This is a genomic window from Lancefieldella parvula DNF00906, assembly GCF_000758945.1.
Taxonomy (GTDB): domain Bacteria; phylum Actinomycetota; class Coriobacteriia; order Coriobacteriales; family Atopobiaceae; genus Lancefieldella; species Lancefieldella parvula_C.
Genome location: NZ_JRND01000013.1, coordinates 1 through 14613 on the forward strand (window position 1 = coordinate 1; position 14613 = coordinate 14613).

At 45.7% G+C, this 14613-nt stretch carries 16 protein-coding genes; 9 read left to right on the top strand and 7 right to left on the bottom strand.

All coding sequences use genetic code 11. The annotated features are described in order from the left end of the window. Nucleotides 1–349: 349 nt before the first annotated feature. From HMPREF1647_RS02005 to rnd, 7 genes are all read right to left on the bottom strand, one after another. Nucleotides 350–1900 (bottom strand): Cna B-type domain-containing protein, encoded by a 1551-nt coding sequence (locus tag HMPREF1647_RS02005; RefSeq protein WP_035431631.1) that lies wholly within the window; start codon nucleotides 1898–1900, stop codon nucleotides 350–352. Between the two features lie 204 nt (nucleotides 1901–2104). Continuing rightward, a complete protein-coding gene (locus HMPREF1647_RS02010; RefSeq protein ID WP_035431633.1) occupies nucleotides 2105–3274 on the bottom strand; it encodes an acetate/propionate family kinase in 1170 nt (389 codons plus the stop codon). Between the two features lie 133 nt (nucleotides 3275–3407). Continuing rightward, nucleotides 3408–3752: an HIT domain-containing protein gene (locus HMPREF1647_RS02015; RefSeq protein WP_035431635.1), complete on the bottom strand. Its 345-nt coding sequence runs from the start codon at nucleotides 3750–3752 to the stop codon at nucleotides 3408–3410. Between the two features lie 10 nt (nucleotides 3753–3762). After that, complete coding sequence (gene xseB, locus HMPREF1647_RS02020) at nucleotides 3763–4026, bottom strand: exodeoxyribonuclease VII small subunit (protein WP_035428758.1); 264 nt, start codon at nucleotides 4024–4026, stop codon at nucleotides 3763–3765. Between the two features lie 14 nt (nucleotides 4027–4040). Next, on the bottom strand, nucleotides 4041–5390 hold the full coding sequence (gene xseA / locus HMPREF1647_RS02025; RefSeq protein WP_035431637.1) for an exodeoxyribonuclease VII large subunit: 1350 nt from the start codon (nucleotides 5388–5390) through the stop codon (nucleotides 4041–4043). A 2-nt stretch (nucleotides 5391–5392) separates the two neighbouring features. Continuing rightward, a complete protein-coding gene (locus HMPREF1647_RS02030; protein ID WP_035431639.1) occupies nucleotides 5393–6079 on the bottom strand; it encodes a zinc metallopeptidase in 687 nt (228 codons plus the stop codon). Nucleotides 6080–6188: 109 nt separating this feature from the next. Beyond that, nucleotides 6189–7328 (bottom strand): ribonuclease D, encoded by a 1140-nt coding sequence (gene rnd, locus HMPREF1647_RS02035; protein WP_187468905.1) that lies wholly within the window; start codon nucleotides 7326–7328, stop codon nucleotides 6189–6191. A gap of 89 nt (nucleotides 7329–7417) precedes the next feature. Here rnd and HMPREF1647_RS02040 point away from each other — a divergent pair, with 89 nt between their 5' ends. The 9 genes from HMPREF1647_RS02040 (at nucleotide 7418) to HMPREF1647_RS02080 (ending at nucleotide 14394) form a co-directional block, all read left to right on the top strand. Then, a complete protein-coding gene (locus tag HMPREF1647_RS02040) occupies nucleotides 7418–8347 on the top strand; it encodes a diacylglycerol/lipid kinase family protein (RefSeq protein WP_035431641.1) in 930 nt (309 codons plus the stop codon). A gap of 165 nt (nucleotides 8348–8512) precedes the next feature. Beyond that, complete coding sequence (locus HMPREF1647_RS02045) at nucleotides 8513–9106, top strand: HD domain-containing protein (protein WP_035431643.1); 594 nt, start codon at nucleotides 8513–8515, stop codon at nucleotides 9104–9106. A gap of 5 nt (nucleotides 9107–9111) precedes the next feature. Beyond that, on the top strand, nucleotides 9112–9951 hold the full coding sequence (locus tag HMPREF1647_RS06790; protein WP_262363789.1) for a putative ABC transporter permease: 840 nt from the start codon (nucleotides 9112–9114) through the stop codon (nucleotides 9949–9951). Between the two features lie 59 nt (nucleotides 9952–10010). Continuing rightward, nucleotides 10011–10727 carry an acyl-[acyl-carrier-protein] thioesterase gene (locus tag HMPREF1647_RS02055; protein ID WP_035431645.1) on the top strand — a complete coding sequence of 239 codons (717 nt, stop codon included), beginning with the start codon at nucleotides 10011–10013 and terminating at the stop codon, nucleotides 10725–10727. Between the two features lies 1 nt (nucleotide 10728). After that, nucleotides 10729–11160, top strand: coding sequence for a (deoxy)nucleoside triphosphate pyrophosphohydrolase (locus HMPREF1647_RS02060; protein ID WP_035431647.1), 432 nt, complete (start codon nucleotides 10729–10731; stop codon nucleotides 11158–11160). A 168-nt stretch (nucleotides 11161–11328) separates the two neighbouring features. Further along, nucleotides 11329–11577, top strand: coding sequence for a hypothetical protein (locus tag HMPREF1647_RS02065; RefSeq protein WP_035431649.1), 249 nt, complete (start codon nucleotides 11329–11331; stop codon nucleotides 11575–11577). A gap of 78 nt (nucleotides 11578–11655) precedes the next feature. Beyond that, the gene (gene thyA, locus HMPREF1647_RS02070) at nucleotides 11656–12504 is read left to right on the top strand and encodes a thymidylate synthase (protein ID WP_035431651.1); all 849 of its coding nucleotides are present in this window, start codon (nucleotides 11656–11658) and stop codon (nucleotides 12502–12504) included. Between the two features lie 100 nt (nucleotides 12505–12604). Beyond that, on the top strand, nucleotides 12605–13093 hold the full coding sequence (locus HMPREF1647_RS02075) for a dihydrofolate reductase (RefSeq protein WP_035431653.1): 489 nt from the start codon (nucleotides 12605–12607) through the stop codon (nucleotides 13091–13093). A 206-nt stretch (nucleotides 13094–13299) separates the two neighbouring features. After that, nucleotides 13300–14394 (top strand): hypothetical protein, encoded by a 1095-nt coding sequence (locus tag HMPREF1647_RS02080; RefSeq protein ID WP_035431654.1) that lies wholly within the window; start codon nucleotides 13300–13302, stop codon nucleotides 14392–14394. Nucleotides 14395–14613: the final 219 nt, after the last annotated feature.

Here is a 14613-nt window from a genome sequence, read left to right on the forward strand (position 1 = left end):
ACTTAGGTGTGTTCCGTAGATACAGAATTCATCTATAGTTAAATTTCTTATATTTCTCTATTCATGTTCAAGCATATTAGATGAAGTTTATGCATAGAGATGCATATCAGGTAGTGCGACCGCTTAGCTGCCTAGCTATCTTGATTAAGAACATGTCAATTCTTCAGCAGAACCTACCAAAGCTGCGCTATTTTGTGCATCAGGCCTAAAAGCCGACGCTAACACGCTGCAGAATCATAATCACCTGCATATGAACTGCCTCCCATTTCTTATGTCCAAGAAATGGGAGGCAGTTCAGAATTAATCTCACAGGCTCTTTTACGTTTAACTTACGTTGTTGTAGTGTGCGTTACTGAGCGCGCCTCTTGCCAAGAACACCAGCTGCAATAAGAACAGAAGATGCAGCTGCTACAGATACTGCAGCAAAGGAAGCATCACCAGTTGAAGGAAGCTTAGGCTCCTTCTTCTTTGGCTGCTTTGGCTTCTTAGGAGTCTCTGAAGGTGGAGTGGTTGGAGTTGGAGGAATGTGAGTATTAGTAATAGTAAAGCCACTGGTAACATCACCTGTTACCTCAGCGGTATATCCCTCAACCTCGTCCTCAACAACGGTGTACGTAATAGCTGTTGTAGTGCCAGCCTGATTCTTATCGAGGTTGCTAAATGTTGCAGTCCAGCCATTTGCGTCAGAGAGAACCTCACTCTTACCAGTATCTACGCCGTCTGCATAAAGGTGTACGGTAACTGAAGTAGGACGAGTACCGTCAGCGTTATTTTGATCTTCCCAAACCTTGGATACAGAAACGCTTACCTGCTGCTCGCCAGTTGCAGTACCGGCACCGCGAGGATTAATCCACCAACCTTCACGAGTGAAGTTATCAGTGTTGCCATCAAAATCAAGAGTTGCTCTATTGTCTACCTGGGTAACGTTGGCTGGAACAATGGTCTTGTACTCAAGCCAGCAATCCTGGATAAGTGGTTGGAAACCAGCAAAATTAACCTGATCATTGAGTCGAGCAAAGTCAAGAGTGTAACCATTAGGGGTAAAGGTAATTGCAGGAAGGATCTGATCTGCAGAGAGAGTCTGAACAGCACCGTTAACAAGGTGGAGAACAAAAGAGTGCTTAAGATATGGACCAGCAAGCTCATCTGAAGGATTAACGCCAGTACCAGTAAGCTTTGATGCATCAACAGTATAAGGATTGACAATCTGATCCTTAACGGTGGCATTAAGCAGACCAACCTGGGTGATATCAGATGGAGTTAGGTTAACAACCCAGCTGGTAACGTAATAATCATTTCCAGTTGTAATAGTTGCACCAGAAGGAAGCGTATAAGTTGTCTCTGCAGTTGCACCAGTTCTGTTGTACTTAGTAATTGCAGTATCCATTGCAGCAATAGAACCGCCATACGTCATGTTAAGGCTGGTGTTACCAATATTGAGCGTAGTGCTGCCATTGCCTCTCTGTGCAATTGCGCTTGACCAATTGAGCGAGAAAGACATCTGGCCATGAACGTTAAGAAGACCCGCAATATTGTTATTGAAGGTAACAGTCATGGTATTAGGGTTACTGGTAGGAGTTGCAGTACCAACAGAAATACTATTTCCATTTGCATCTATACCCATAACCTCAAAAGGAGCTGGAGTATTATTCTCTAGCTCTGGAGGAAGCATAATAGTAAAGGTATCACCTGGTTGTGCAGGGGCACCATTGTTGAGCGCATAATCAAAATTTACACGCACGTTACTACCAACTAATGTTGTATAGCTAGCATTTGAAATAGTTGGTGTGTACTCAACAGCTTGTGCCTTTGTGTTGAATACAGTGAGCGCAGCAAATACAGTGAGCACAAACATAACTGCAAAGCTCAAAGACCTGCTAACTAAACCCTTAGACTGCATGATGCTCCTCACAGCTAGTTCAAAGATTTATTTATCTGCACACAAATAGCTGTACAAAACAATAAAATTTCTTTGAAACTCTAACTTATTACTTAAAAATATAAAGTTCTAAAGTACTGATGTCAAAGAACTATCTATATCTCCATAAAAAAACTCCCGCACAGAGTGCGGGAGTTAATAAATTGTTTGGATTGTAAGCAAAACTTACTTACCCAGAAGCTCCTGAACGTCAAGAGCGATCATGTACTCCTCGTTGGTAGGTACAACCAGGACGCGTACCTTTGAATCTGGAGCAGAGATGTCACGGATTTCACCGGAGCGAACCTTGTTCTTCTCCTCATCAATCTTGACACCCATCCACTCAAGCTCTTTGACAACCCCAAGACGCATCTCGTCGGAGTTCTCACCAATACCAGCAGAGAATGCCATGGTATCAAAACCGTGCATAGCCTGAGCCATCTCCATGATGAGCTGAGACGTACGATAATAGAACATATCAAGTGCAAGCAGGCAGTCCTTATCGCCAGCGTGAGCGCCATCCTCAATATCACGAGAATCGGAATGACCAGACAGAGCGAGAAGGCCAGACTGCTTGTTCATCATAGTGTCAATCTCATCGATGGAGTAACCACCAACGCGAGAGAGATAGAAGACAGTAGCTGGGTCAATAGTGCCGCAACGAGTGCCCATGATAAGGCCATCAAGTGGAGTAAGGCCCATGGTGGTCTCAAGATCGCGACCATCCTCAATAGCGGAAAGAGAAGCACCAGAACCAAGGTGGCAGCTAACCAGCTTGTGAGTCTGACCGTTGGTAAACTCATTGGTTGCACGCCAAATGTAGCGGTGAGAAGTACCGTGAGCGCCGTATTTGCGGACGTGGTACTTATCAACAACATCGCGAGGAAGAGCATAGCGATGTGCCTTCTCTGGCATATTGAAGTGGAAAGAAGTATCGCAAACGATTACATTGCCAACCTCTGGGAAGAGCTCACGGCAAATCTCAATAACATCAGCCTCAGCATAGTTATGAAGAGGAGCAAGTGGAGCAACCTCACGAACCTGAGCCAAGACCTTATCGTCTACAACAGCAGACTCTGGGAAGTACCAACCACCCTGAACAACACGGTGACCAATGCCATCGATTGGCTTATCAATAGTCTTAAGGATGTCAAAGACATGCTTAATAGCAGTCTTGTGATCAGGAAGAGCAACCTCAAGCTTCTGCTTCTCTCCACCAAGCTCCTCGTGACCAACAAAAGAACCTTCGATACCGATACGCTCGCAGTTTCCTTTTGCGTAAACCTCGCGGGTGTCAACGTCAAGAAGCTGATACTTAAGAGATGAGCTACCTGCGTTGATAACCAGTACGTTCATGTGACTCCTCTTTCCGTGAAGCAGTGCAGACTATTAAGTCTTTCTCTCCTACTTCAAATAAACATAACCGCATGACATCATAAACCCCAAGATACCCTGGAGTTAAATAGACAAGCAAAAAACTTGAATATTTTTATTTACAGCCCATTGAATCATCCAACTGCTTGCCACCTAAAACGTGGAAGTGGACGTGGTTGATTGACTGTCCGCCGTGTTCTCCGGTGTTGGTAATAACACGGAATCCAGTCTCTTTAATCCCAGTCTTTTCTGTTACAGCAGCTATAGCCTTAGTAACACTCTCAAGGGTTGCAGCAGGAATGCCATCAATAATGTTGTCGTAGTGGTTCTTTGGTACAACAAGAACATGCACAGGCGTAAGAGGATTTAGGTCATTAAAAGCTACAACGTTTTCATCCTCATAGAGAAACTCTGTAGGGATTTCTTTGTTAGCAAGCTTACAAAAAATGCAATCAGACATAACCTCTCCTTTACTCGTCTAAATATGCAGTAGAAGGTGCTGCGGTTGTATCAGTAATTGCAGCTCCTGCCTGGGACTCATCAAGTAGGACCTTAACCTTCTGCTCTGCAGTATCAAGCCTTCCACGAAGATCCTTTACCAACTCAACGCCACGAGCATACAGAGCCAAAGACTCCTCGAGCTCCAAGTCTGTGCCCTCAAGCTTACGGACAATCTGCTCAAGCTCGATGGAGGCGTCTTTAAAAGTAAGCTCTTCAGTCTTCTTAGTATCCATGTTGTTCCCCTTATCTATGAAAGTTCAATGTCAGAAACAGTTGCCTTAATTGTTCCATCCGTCATTTTGACCAGCAAAGAGTCTCCAACCGAGGCGTCTTTGGCCGTTTTAATGACAGACCCCTTTTCATCTTGAACATACGCATATCCCCTTGTAAGAACCTTTAGAGGAGAAAGTGCGTCTAATTTTCCTGCAAGCGAAGACAGCAAAGCCTCATGCGGATGGAGCATGGCAGCGCTAGCTCTGGTTAGCCTTTGTGACTCAACAGAAAGCGTCTCTTTCTTTCTTACAAGAAGCGCTGGCAGAGCGTCCATAAGCCTTTGCTCAGTCTGATTAAGGTCTTCTGTTCTTGTTGAAATAATATAAGCAGGGTCTTTCAAACAAGGACGATCTGATAGCTTCTCTAGCTGGTACTGTTTACTTGCTAGAGCATTTTTCATTGCCAAGTTAGAGCGTTGCTCAACAGTTGTAAGTCCCGTTTTATAGAACTGCAAAATCTTTCTTGTAGCATTTCCAAGGCGAGAAATTCTGTTGTTAAACGTAGTTTGTAACTCACTAATAGCGGGAGCCACAGACTCTGCAGCAGCAGTAGGCGTTGAGGTCCTTCTATCAGAAACCATATCTGCAATGGTGGTATCGGGTTCATGACCAATGCCCGTGATAACAGGAACTGGACATGCCGCAATAGCACGAGCCACTCCCTCATCATTGAAGCACATAAGATCTTCGAATGAGCCACCACCACGCACCAGCAAGATTGCATCTGGCCGTGTAGTTGCAGCAACCTGGAGAGCTCTCATAATAGTTGCAGGTGCATGAGTACCCTGAACAGCACAACCAGATACCTCAAGCTCTACAAGAGGGTTTCTGCGCGCAAGCGTACGCTTAACATCATCAATGACGCTGCCAGAAAGTGAGGTAACTACACCAATGCGTGTACAAAACTCTGGAATGTAGCGCTTTCTGGAAATATCTGTAAGACCTTCTTTTTCTAGCTTTTTAGCAAGCTGTGCCACCTTTTGGCGAAGGTCTCCTTCTCCGGCGATCTGTATAGTACGCGCATGAAAAGAAAGTTTGCCGCTTGAAGCGTAAATATCAAACTTTCCTGTCATCTGGATTTTCATTCCGTCTTGCAACGTAATGCCACTAGCAGCATAAATCTTTGACCAGACAATAACTGCCATAGAACTAACAGGGTCTTTTACGTCAAAGTAACAATGCCCAGACTTATAGTTTGGACCCCTAAATCCAGAGACCTCTCCAACCACCGTCATAGATGGCATTGAGGCAACTTCATTTTTTGCAAAGAGCACCGCATCAGATACCGAAAGAACAGAATCTTCTTTCTCTTGAATCTGATCCATTACTAGTTCCTGCTTCTGGAAGAACCAAGCAGATATAGAAGCTGGAGTGCAGAAACCATTGCAGCGGCTACGTAAGTAAGAGCAGCGGCAATCAGTACCTTTTTAGCGCCATTGTAGTCAAAGCCTGCAGGAGCGTTTGCCTTCAAAAAGGCTAATCCACGCCTTGAAGCATCGATCTCTACAGGAAGCGTAACTATATGGAATAAGAAGGTAAATGCATACAGCCAAATTGCTAGCACGGTCATGCCTGAAACATTTAGCAAGACACCAGCAATAAAGACATAGATCCATGCTGCGGATGCTAAATTAACAACAGGAACGAGAGCGGAACGAACGCGAGATGGCATGTACATCTTAGCGGTCTGAACAGCATGACCCGCTTCATGACAAGAAACAGCAACTGAAGCTACGCTACCCTCAGAGAAGTTTGCATCAGAGAGGTGCAGGCAATTGTCACGTGGATCAAAGTTATCGGTGAGCTCACCAGAAATTCTCTTGATGCCAACATTGCCCGCTCCGTTAGTGTCCATCATGGTACGAGCAACAGAAGCGCCGGTAGCATTAAACCCTGAAGGAACTAGAGAATACTTTTTAAATTCATGTTTGATGTACCACTGAGTACCCAATCCGAGCACCAACGAGGCAACTACTAGAACAACGTATGGGATAAACGCACCTGAGTAATACATATTTTTCTCCTATCTATGTATAGAGATGAGTATACCCAACTCACCGGACAAAAAGTCAGGTTTGCAAGAGTAATCGGTAGCTACTTGTTCTTAAGTTTAGGAGCAGCTTTTACAGTAGCTCTACTCGACCGTTTTTAACTGTTAGACCTACCTCGCCATTGAGCAGGCCAACAAGCTGCTTACCTACTAATTGATAGCGCCATCCGGTTTTAAGTCTTGCGTCAGACCTATCCAAAAGCAAATCAGTAAGATCATCTTTATTGGCAATTAACGGAGATGCAATTCCCTCTTTTTCTGAAACAATCCTGATAAGAGCATACATAAGCTCAACAACACCTTCAGAGCCAGATGAAGGATGAGCGTGATGCTCGATTTTTGGACACTGATCTGCGGGTGTCTTTTGTCCACGCTTAATTGCATCCAGTAGATGCACTACCCCACCTTGAGAGATTTGCTCAGTGCCGCGAATTTTGCGCAGTCTATCTGGTGTTGTAGGAACACGGCGACAAATCTCAATAATGAGTTCGTCAGAAAGCACCCACTTACGTGGAACATCTCTTTTAGCAGCAGTTTCTTCTCGCCAGGCGCACACCTCTCGAGCAATAGCAAGTTGTCTGCGCGTAAGCGAGCCAGAACGTTTCAAACGGAGATATGCCTGATAGGGGTCTCGGCGATACTGCTCAATATTAGTATGTTGGTCCATCTCTGGCTTTACCCAGCTCAAACGATCAAGCTTGATGAGCTTCTCGACCATTTGATCGTAGATTGCGGGAAGATATCTCACGTCATCCTCGGCATATACCAGCTGCTCTTTATCAAGAGGTCGCTTTGACCAGTCTGTTAAAGACTCAGCCTTAGCAAGCTTGACGTTAGCAAAATTTTCTACCAGACCGGCGTAGCTCACCTGCTGACGCATGCCCAAAAATGCAGCTGCTACCTGCGTATCAAATACAGGAGCGCATGCGCAATCCATTTTTTCTAGTAAAACTTCAAGGTCTTGTGAGCACGCGTGGAAAATTTTGACAATCTGCGGATTTTCCAAGAGCTCTTTAAGCGGAGTTAGGTCATCAATAAGCAAGGGATCAATCGCAGCAATCTCTGAACCTGTGGAAACCTGCACCAGGCAAAGCTTGGGAAAGTAGGTTTTCTCGCGAAGAAACTCCGTATCAACTGCAAGGATATGCGAAGTCTTTGCTCGCTCACAAAATGCGGAAAGTTCTTCTGAGGTTGCTATATACAATGCGTCCATCCAATTGCCGATTAAGTATCTAACGTAAAGCGATACACTCATACGTATCAAAATGATATACCAGCTTGTCGCAAATCTTCGGAGGATATATGAGAACCCTCATCATTCACAATCCTTGCTCAGGTTTTAGCTCTGACGCAATCTTTGAATTTGAGCGTGCTCTTTTGAAAAGCGGCGACGAATGCCTGGTAAAGCTAGTTGAAAGCCATTGGCGCACAGATGAGGTTCTGAGTTCTGTTCAGCCTGAAGATTTTGACGTAGTGGTGCTCTCGGGCGGAGATGGAACCGTATCTAGCCTGCTCTACGGCCTTAGAGGATACCAGACACCTATTCTTGTCTTCCCTTCTGGAACCGCTAATCTTCTAGCTGCAAATATTGGAAACGCTCCTGAACCTAACGCACTGGCGCTGGCCTGCAGAAACCTTCAGACCGCACAGCTTGATCTGGGTGAGATTACCTGGACCACAGTGTCGGGAGAAACCCATGTAGCTGGAGTTCCTTTAATGGCCGGTACAGGCCTTGACGCAGAAATTATGCGTTCAGCTATCCCCCACAAACAAACCTTTGGAGAAGCCGCATACTTTACTGCGGCCCTAGCCAACCTTATGCCGCCAGTTCACGACTTCAAAATTACCGTTGACGGCAAAGTACATGAGCTTCAGGGCATTGGCTGCCTTATTGCAAACAGCTCCATGATGCAAGCAGGAATTGAATTAGCACCTGGTAATCGTATGAATGACGGTCTGCTTGAGGTTATTGTCATTGAGACTCACATGACTGCAAAGCTGGTACGCCCACTACTTTCTGGTTTCTTTGATCGCACGGGAGACTCGCTTGGTAGGCCCTACCTCAATAGCTTTAGCGGAAAAGAAATTACCGTTGAATCAACAGCTCCTATGCCACTGGAAGTAAATGGCGAGGTCACCTGCCACGACATCTACGCCTATTCTGCTAGGTGTCTTCCTGGCGTGGTAAACGTTGTAGTGGACCACATGAGCCCTTACAGTAAGAAAGTATAAGAGCAGTTAAACAGCATTTTCTGTACTGACAGAGGACGCGTTTTCTTTTCTTTCGTTTTCGTAACATTCAACCAAAAAGATTGCACGTAGCCGTCAGATTAACTAATCTTTTATAGATACATTACTAGGGTACGCGCAGAGACTTCTGTAGCGTACACGCAGTTGATGGGATATTTTTTGGTTGACGTTTCTAAAATTCGCGAGAGGTTCGATGAGCTTTCAACTCCTATTTTGAAGTCTGGAAGACTCTATCAGCTTGCAACTTTTACACAACATGGAACTACCAGCACACTCGACCACGTTATTGCGGTTGCTTATAGCAGCCTTGCCTTTGCCATGAATGCTGGCATCAAAGTTGACGAGCATGCCCTTGTACGTGGCGCGCTTCTTCATGACTACTACCTCTATGATTGGCACGATCACGAGGCCGCACCAGACAACTGGCACGGATTTACGCACCCTCGCCATGCACTTGATAATGCCCGCGAGGATTTCCCTGATTTAACCCCTGTTGAGGAAGACATCATCTTGCATCACATGTTTCCTCTTGTTCCTATTCCACCTCATACCAAAGAGGCTTGGATTGTAACAACCTGCGATAAAGCTTGTTCAACTGCAGAAACGCTGACAGGCAATCCATACAAAAAAGATGGCTTCCGCCCAACGGGTTTCTCGACACCTGAAAGCGATTTTCAGGGCACAACAAACAGTGAGTCAGATGAGTTTAACGACTACATGGATTACGGAAACCTCTCGTGAGCACCATGACTGAGACACTGCGTACACTCTTTGCACTCGATAAGAATATTGAGCTCTTTGTGCAGCATCTGCCTCAGATGGTCATAATTTTTGCGCTGATTTCTTTTGGTGGTTGGGTATACGAGACCATTTATTGCTCCGTTGTTGAGGGAGAATTTACCAAGCGCGGTTTTCTTTTTGGTCCTACCTGCCCTATTTATGGCATTGGAGCGATTGCGGAATGGCTGGTACTAGGCCAGATTTCTGATCCAATTATTGTCTTTATCATAGGTGCAGTTTTAGCCACAGTTATTGAGTACTCGACCGGCCTCTTTTTGGAACGTCGCTTTAAAAAGAAGTGGTGGGATTACTCCATGTTTAAGTTCAACTTGCATGGCCGAATTTGTCCCCAGGCCAGTGCAGTGTTTGGCGCGTTTTCTGTAACATCAGTCTTTGTGCTCGTCCCAACGATGCTTAATATTTTGATGATTTTCTCCAAGCATACTGTCTCGGTTGTGGCGTTTATTGTAGTCACCCTCTATTTTCTGGATACGGTTGCTAGCCTTCTTTGGAATGGGCCTACTACCCATCACAAAGTTGAAGCCGCAGCTCAAGACGCATCAATAAAGGTTGAAGAAGCCGCACAGAATGCTTCGCAGAAAGTAAGCGCCGCGGCACAAAACGCATCGCAGAAAGCAAACGCAGCAGCTCAAAAGGCAAATGCGGCGGCCCAGAATGCAACTCTTATTGCTACCCAAAAGGCTCAACAGGTTTCGCAAAAAGTCCAGGTAACTAAGCAGAAACTTGACGATACCACGCAAAAAGTCAGAGACCGCTTGCCGGGTTCGTTCCCATGGGACAACTAGACGGGTTTCTCGGCATATTGTAATACCTCAGCAAACGCTGATTTCGAGTTTGGATTTATATGTACACCATTGAAAGTAGAGTTAGATATAGCGAGTGCGATGAGACCGGAAAGCTTTCCCTGGTAGGCGTTATGAACTACCTGCAGGATTGCTCGACGTTCCACTCAGAAGATATTGGCCGCGGCTTTAAGCAACTGACCAGCGAGGGATACGCATGGGTTCTGGCAACGTGGCAGATTCAAGTTGACCGTCTTCCTCAATTTGGCGAGAAGATCTGCGTAGGTACCTGGTCATATCAGATGAAGGGTCTTCAAGCATCAAGGTCGTTTGTTATTAATGATGCTAGCGGCGCGACTATCGTAAAAGCGGATTCTACCTGGTATTTGATGGACATTAAAGAAGGCAAGGCGGCTCGCGTTCCAGAGAGTGAGAGCGTCTACATTACCGGCGAGCCTCGCGTAGATTTGCCACCAACTCCTCGCAAAATTGCACTTGAGGGAAATGCTGTTGATGGTCCAGCCATTCTTGTTTCCCAGCAGCATCTGGATACAAACAAGCACGTTAATAATGCTCAGTACGTGCTCATGGCTGTCGACACACTTGTGGCCCTTGGCTATTCTCACAAGCTGCGCCGCATTGTGGTTCAGTACAGAAGTCAGGCACGCTTGGGCGACACCATTACTCCCCAGGTATACACCGATGAGACGGGTTTCTCGGTAGTGCTCAAAGATGCCGAGAGTTCCACCGTCTTTGCAACAGTCAGGCTGGAGGGATAACATGGCCGAGGCCAAAACAGTCAATGTAGCTGCAGCTATCTTCTATAAAGACAACAAAATTCTTGCCGCTTGTAGAGCTGATGCGGATAATGCTGGCTTCTGGGAGTTTCCTGGCGGAAAAGTTGAGGCTGGAGAAACCTCAGAGCAGGCGCTGCGTCGAGAAATTCAGGAAGAGCTGCACTGTAGCGTGCAGGGAGCGTTTTTCTATGACACGGTAGCTTACTCCTACCCCACCTTTGACCTGCATATGGATTGTTATATCTGCACGCTGGGTGAGTCTGAAAAGCCTGTCGCGGATCCAGAGATTCACTCGGAGCTTCGTTGGCTTGCTCAAAACGAGCTGCTTGACGTGCAGTGGCTTCCCGCGGATATTGAGCTCATCAAGCAGCTTGGCACGTTCTGGAACGACATCTTTGCGTCGCAGCACCTGTAGGAGTTGCGGGCGTGTGAACCGCGGGCGCGAGCGCTGCGGGCGCGGACAAGCTGTCGTGTGCAGAATACTTTGCAGAGAATGTGGAGTGACAAAAAGAGGGGTTTCTCGCCATGAAATCCTTGGGCGACGACGGGTATCATCAAAGTGTAAGCGTTTGATTGAGGATTGATGGCAAAGAAAGACGACAACCAAGATACCAGGGACAACAGGCATGAATTTGGCGGCGAGGGCCCTGACTTTGACCCAAACGATCCGTCGCAGATGCCTGACGGCTCTCCTTTCCCTGCAGGCTTGCTATTTTTTATAGTTATTATGCTGCTCTCGGGACTGGGACGTTCTTGTGTTTCGAGCAATCAGACTTCCTCAAGTCCGCTTTTTGGAGACCCCTACAGCGCTTATACTGACAGCAACTGGTAATGTACTTGGAAAAGACTTGCTATACGTACAACTAGCAGGTGTTTATTCCATTTTGTACGATATTTTGAAGGATTGAATATGAGCAAAGCAGATCGCATTTTTATTGATATGTGCTCCGACATTATTGAAAACGGCACCACCACCGAGGGCGAGAAGGTCCGTCCTACCTGGGAAGATGGTACCTCCGCATACACAATCAAGAAGTTTGGCGTCTGTAATCGCTATGATTTGCGCGAGGAGTTTCCAGCGCTGACGCTTCGTCGCACTGCGCTCAAGAGCGCTATGGACGAGATTCTGTGGATTTACCAGAAGAAGTCCAACAACGTTAACGATCTTAACTCACACATCTGGGATTCATGGGCTGACGAGTCTGGCTCCATTGGCAAAGCCTACGGTTATCAGGTTGGACAGGTTTCTCACTACTCCGATGGCGATTATGACCAGATGGATCGTGTACTCAAGGACCTCAAAGAGAATCCGTTCAGCCGTCGTATTATGACTAACCTGTATACCTTTGCCGATCTTTCTGAGATGAACCTCTACCCTTGCGCATTCAACGCAATTTACAACGTTACTCAGGAGCCAGGTAAGGATAAACCTACGCTCAACCTGCTGCTTGTTCAGCGTAGCCAGGACATTCTTGCAGCTAACAACTGGAATGTTTGCCAGTACGCTATCTTGCTCATGATGGTTGCGCAGGTCAGCGGCATGGAGGCTGGTGAGCTGGTTCACATGATTGCCGACGCTCACATTTATGATCGCCACGTTGACATTGTTAAAGAATTGATTTCTCGCCCCACCTTTGATGCGCCAAAGGTGAGCCTGAACCCTAACATCACCAACTTCTACGACTTCACTACTGACGACCTCATTGTCGAGGATTATCAGCACGGTCCGCAGATCAAGAACATTCCGATTGCGGTTTAGGCGCAGTTGCTGCAGACGCGGCTGGCGCTGCAGGCGCCCGGACGGATGCTCAAGCTAAGATCATCATTTCATGTAAGACGATACTTGCCAGGAGAACCACATGAACGCAATTGTTTCTGTAACACGCGATTGGGGCATCGGATGCGACGGAGATCTTCTCATCCCCAACAAGGCTGACATGAAGTATTTTGTTGAGCACACGCGCGGTTGCACGGTTGTCATGGGCAGAAAGACGCTGGAGAGCTTCCCTGGTGGACCGCTTAAAGGTCGCCGTAACATTGTCATTTCTAGAAATGCCGATTACCAGGTCGAAGGCGTTGAGGTGGTGTCGTCGGCAGAGGAAGCGCTTCGTTTAGTTGCGGATGAAGCTCCCGAGAAGGTCTGGCTTATTGGAGGCGCTTCAATTTACCGCGCTCTTCTCGACAAGTGCTCTTACGCGTACATCACGAAGCACGACACCGTAGTTGACGCGGACACGTACTTCCCCAACCTGGACGAAGATCCTGCGTGGGAAGTTTGTAACGAGGAAGATGGCGGCGTGACTCCAGAAGGTGTCGCTTTCAAGTTTGTAATCTACCGACACGTTTAGGCGTCGTGTGGGCCTACCAAGAGCGTTTTTGTTGTTGTGCACAACCCATCAGTGCGTCCAATCGTATGAATTTTATGTTGATTGGGCGCAACGATTTATGGATTCTTTAGTTTAATTTTCATCTAAGTCCCTCTTTTACCTGATGGTATGAGAGGACTTTTTATTATGGCAAAACCAAGCCAGGGAACTTACAAATAGCTGTCAGATTGCTGACAAAGCGTGCTGATATATTCGCTTCTCAATCTAAGGAGGAACGAATAGATATTATTTTCTCGCATGAAACTGCACTTCAAATCTGTGGACAACTTAAGATACACGGAAACGATGAGGCGTTATCACAACGCTCATCAAGGGATTTCCGCGCAACGTACGCTGCATGTTCAGATGAGACATATGAAGAAAAGCTTCAATTTCTGAAGAAAGAATATGGCATAGTTTTGGCTAAAACCACTCATGAAATACTCAGAGATAATTTGAGGACAAGGTCTTGCGATGCGCGAGTATCTCATCAATTCAAATGTCTTTTACCTGTTGGTTCGCTTATTGAGCTTGGACAAAATGTGTATTGTATCTCGCCTGCTTTAGCTGTTTGTATGATGCCCAGGAATAAGAGTCCTCTTCATCAAATTGTGCTTGCAAATCTAATGATGGCCAGTTATGGTCATCTTGCAAACGGTGAACTCTGTGAATTTGATATGCCGTTGGTAACTTCGAACGAGCTTACGTCTCTTTTGAGTGCACTTGAACCTTATTCTCCAGGTTTGAGAACTACGCGAAGAAACATGCGCTATTTCTTCTCTGATGCGGCCTCTCCCATGGAGATCAAAATGGCAATTAGATCTGCCATGCCATATTGTGAAGGTGGTTTCAATCAAATACCGATTGCGTTGAATAAAACGTATGTAATAAAAGACCAAATAAACCAAGAGGTTCAACCTAAAGAACGAAGGTTAGATTTACTTTATGGCAAGATGTCCAAATCAAATTTGTCTGGATTGAATTTAGTGGCTATTGAATATAACGGTGCATATCATGATGGCTTCTATCAGCAAAGAAAAGACAATCAAAGAACAAATGAGCTGAATTCAGTAAGTATTAAGGAGTACTTTGTGAATGCAGATATTTACAGAAACCAGCTCGCAATGCAAAATATGTTCCTAAGTATTAAAAAGGACTTGGGAGATAGCAATCTATACCGGATTAAGCGGGCGTTACGTCAGTATTCTCATGAGCAATTCATTTTGATGAATAAACTTGATTCAATATACAGATTTATGAATGAACTAATATATAAAATTTAACTATCCCTGAATTGCCCCATGCGACAACACAGCAATGTCGGATAATCTGCAAAATTCGATGCTAATAGCACATCAAATGACGATATTCTGCGCTAAACACGCATTATTGAAGCAATGTATAGCCTTTTTTGACAGATTAAGTGACATAGATGTGTTTTGTGAATCTGTAGCAACAGTTTCAATCGAATTTGCACATCAGGCGATCAGGCAGAAAGTTCA

Excerpts from the sequence above, each read along its gene's own strand:
- rnd (WP_187468905.1), bottom strand. The coding sequence starts at position 7,328 with ATGGACGCATTGTATATAGCAACCTCAGAAGAACTTTCCGCATTTTGT.
- xseA (WP_035431637.1), bottom strand. The coding sequence starts at position 5,390 with ATGGATCAGATTCAAGAGAAAGAAGATTCTGTTCTTTCGGTATCTGAT.
- thyA (WP_035431651.1), top strand. The coding sequence starts at position 11,656 with ATGAGCAAAGCAGATCGCATTTTTATTGATATGTGCTCCGACATTATT.
- HMPREF1647_RS02005 (WP_035431631.1), bottom strand. The coding sequence starts at position 1,900 with ATGCAGTCTAAGGGTTTAGTTAGCAGGTCTTTGAGCTTTGCAGTTATG.
- HMPREF1647_RS02065 (WP_035431649.1), top strand. The coding sequence starts at position 11,329 with ATGGCAAAGAAAGACGACAACCAAGATACCAGGGACAACAGGCATGAA.
- HMPREF1647_RS02045 (WP_035431643.1), top strand. The coding sequence starts at position 8,513 with ATGGGATATTTTTTGGTTGACGTTTCTAAAATTCGCGAGAGGTTCGAT.
- HMPREF1647_RS02040 (WP_035431641.1), top strand. The coding sequence starts at position 7,418 with ATGAGAACCCTCATCATTCACAATCCTTGCTCAGGTTTTAGCTCTGAC.
- HMPREF1647_RS02055 (WP_035431645.1), top strand. The coding sequence starts at position 10,011 with ATGTACACCATTGAAAGTAGAGTTAGATATAGCGAGTGCGATGAGACC.
- HMPREF1647_RS02015 (WP_035431635.1), bottom strand. The coding sequence starts at position 3,752 with ATGTCTGATTGCATTTTTTGTAAGCTTGCTAACAAAGAAATCCCTACA.
- HMPREF1647_RS02060 (WP_035431647.1), top strand. The coding sequence starts at position 10,729 with ATGGCCGAGGCCAAAACAGTCAATGTAGCTGCAGCTATCTTCTATAAA.
- HMPREF1647_RS02030 (WP_035431639.1), bottom strand. The coding sequence starts at position 6,079 with ATGTATTACTCAGGTGCGTTTATCCCATACGTTGTTCTAGTAGTTGCC.
- HMPREF1647_RS02075 (WP_035431653.1), top strand. The coding sequence starts at position 12,605 with ATGAACGCAATTGTTTCTGTAACACGCGATTGGGGCATCGGATGCGAC.
- xseB (WP_035428758.1), bottom strand. The coding sequence starts at position 4,026 with ATGGATACTAAGAAGACTGAAGAGCTTACTTTTAAAGACGCCTCCATC.
- HMPREF1647_RS02010 (WP_035431633.1), bottom strand. The coding sequence starts at position 3,274 with ATGAACGTACTGGTTATCAACGCAGGTAGCTCATCTCTTAAGTATCAG.
- HMPREF1647_RS06790 (WP_262363789.1), top strand. The coding sequence starts at position 9,112 with ATGACTGAGACACTGCGTACACTCTTTGCACTCGATAAGAATATTGAG.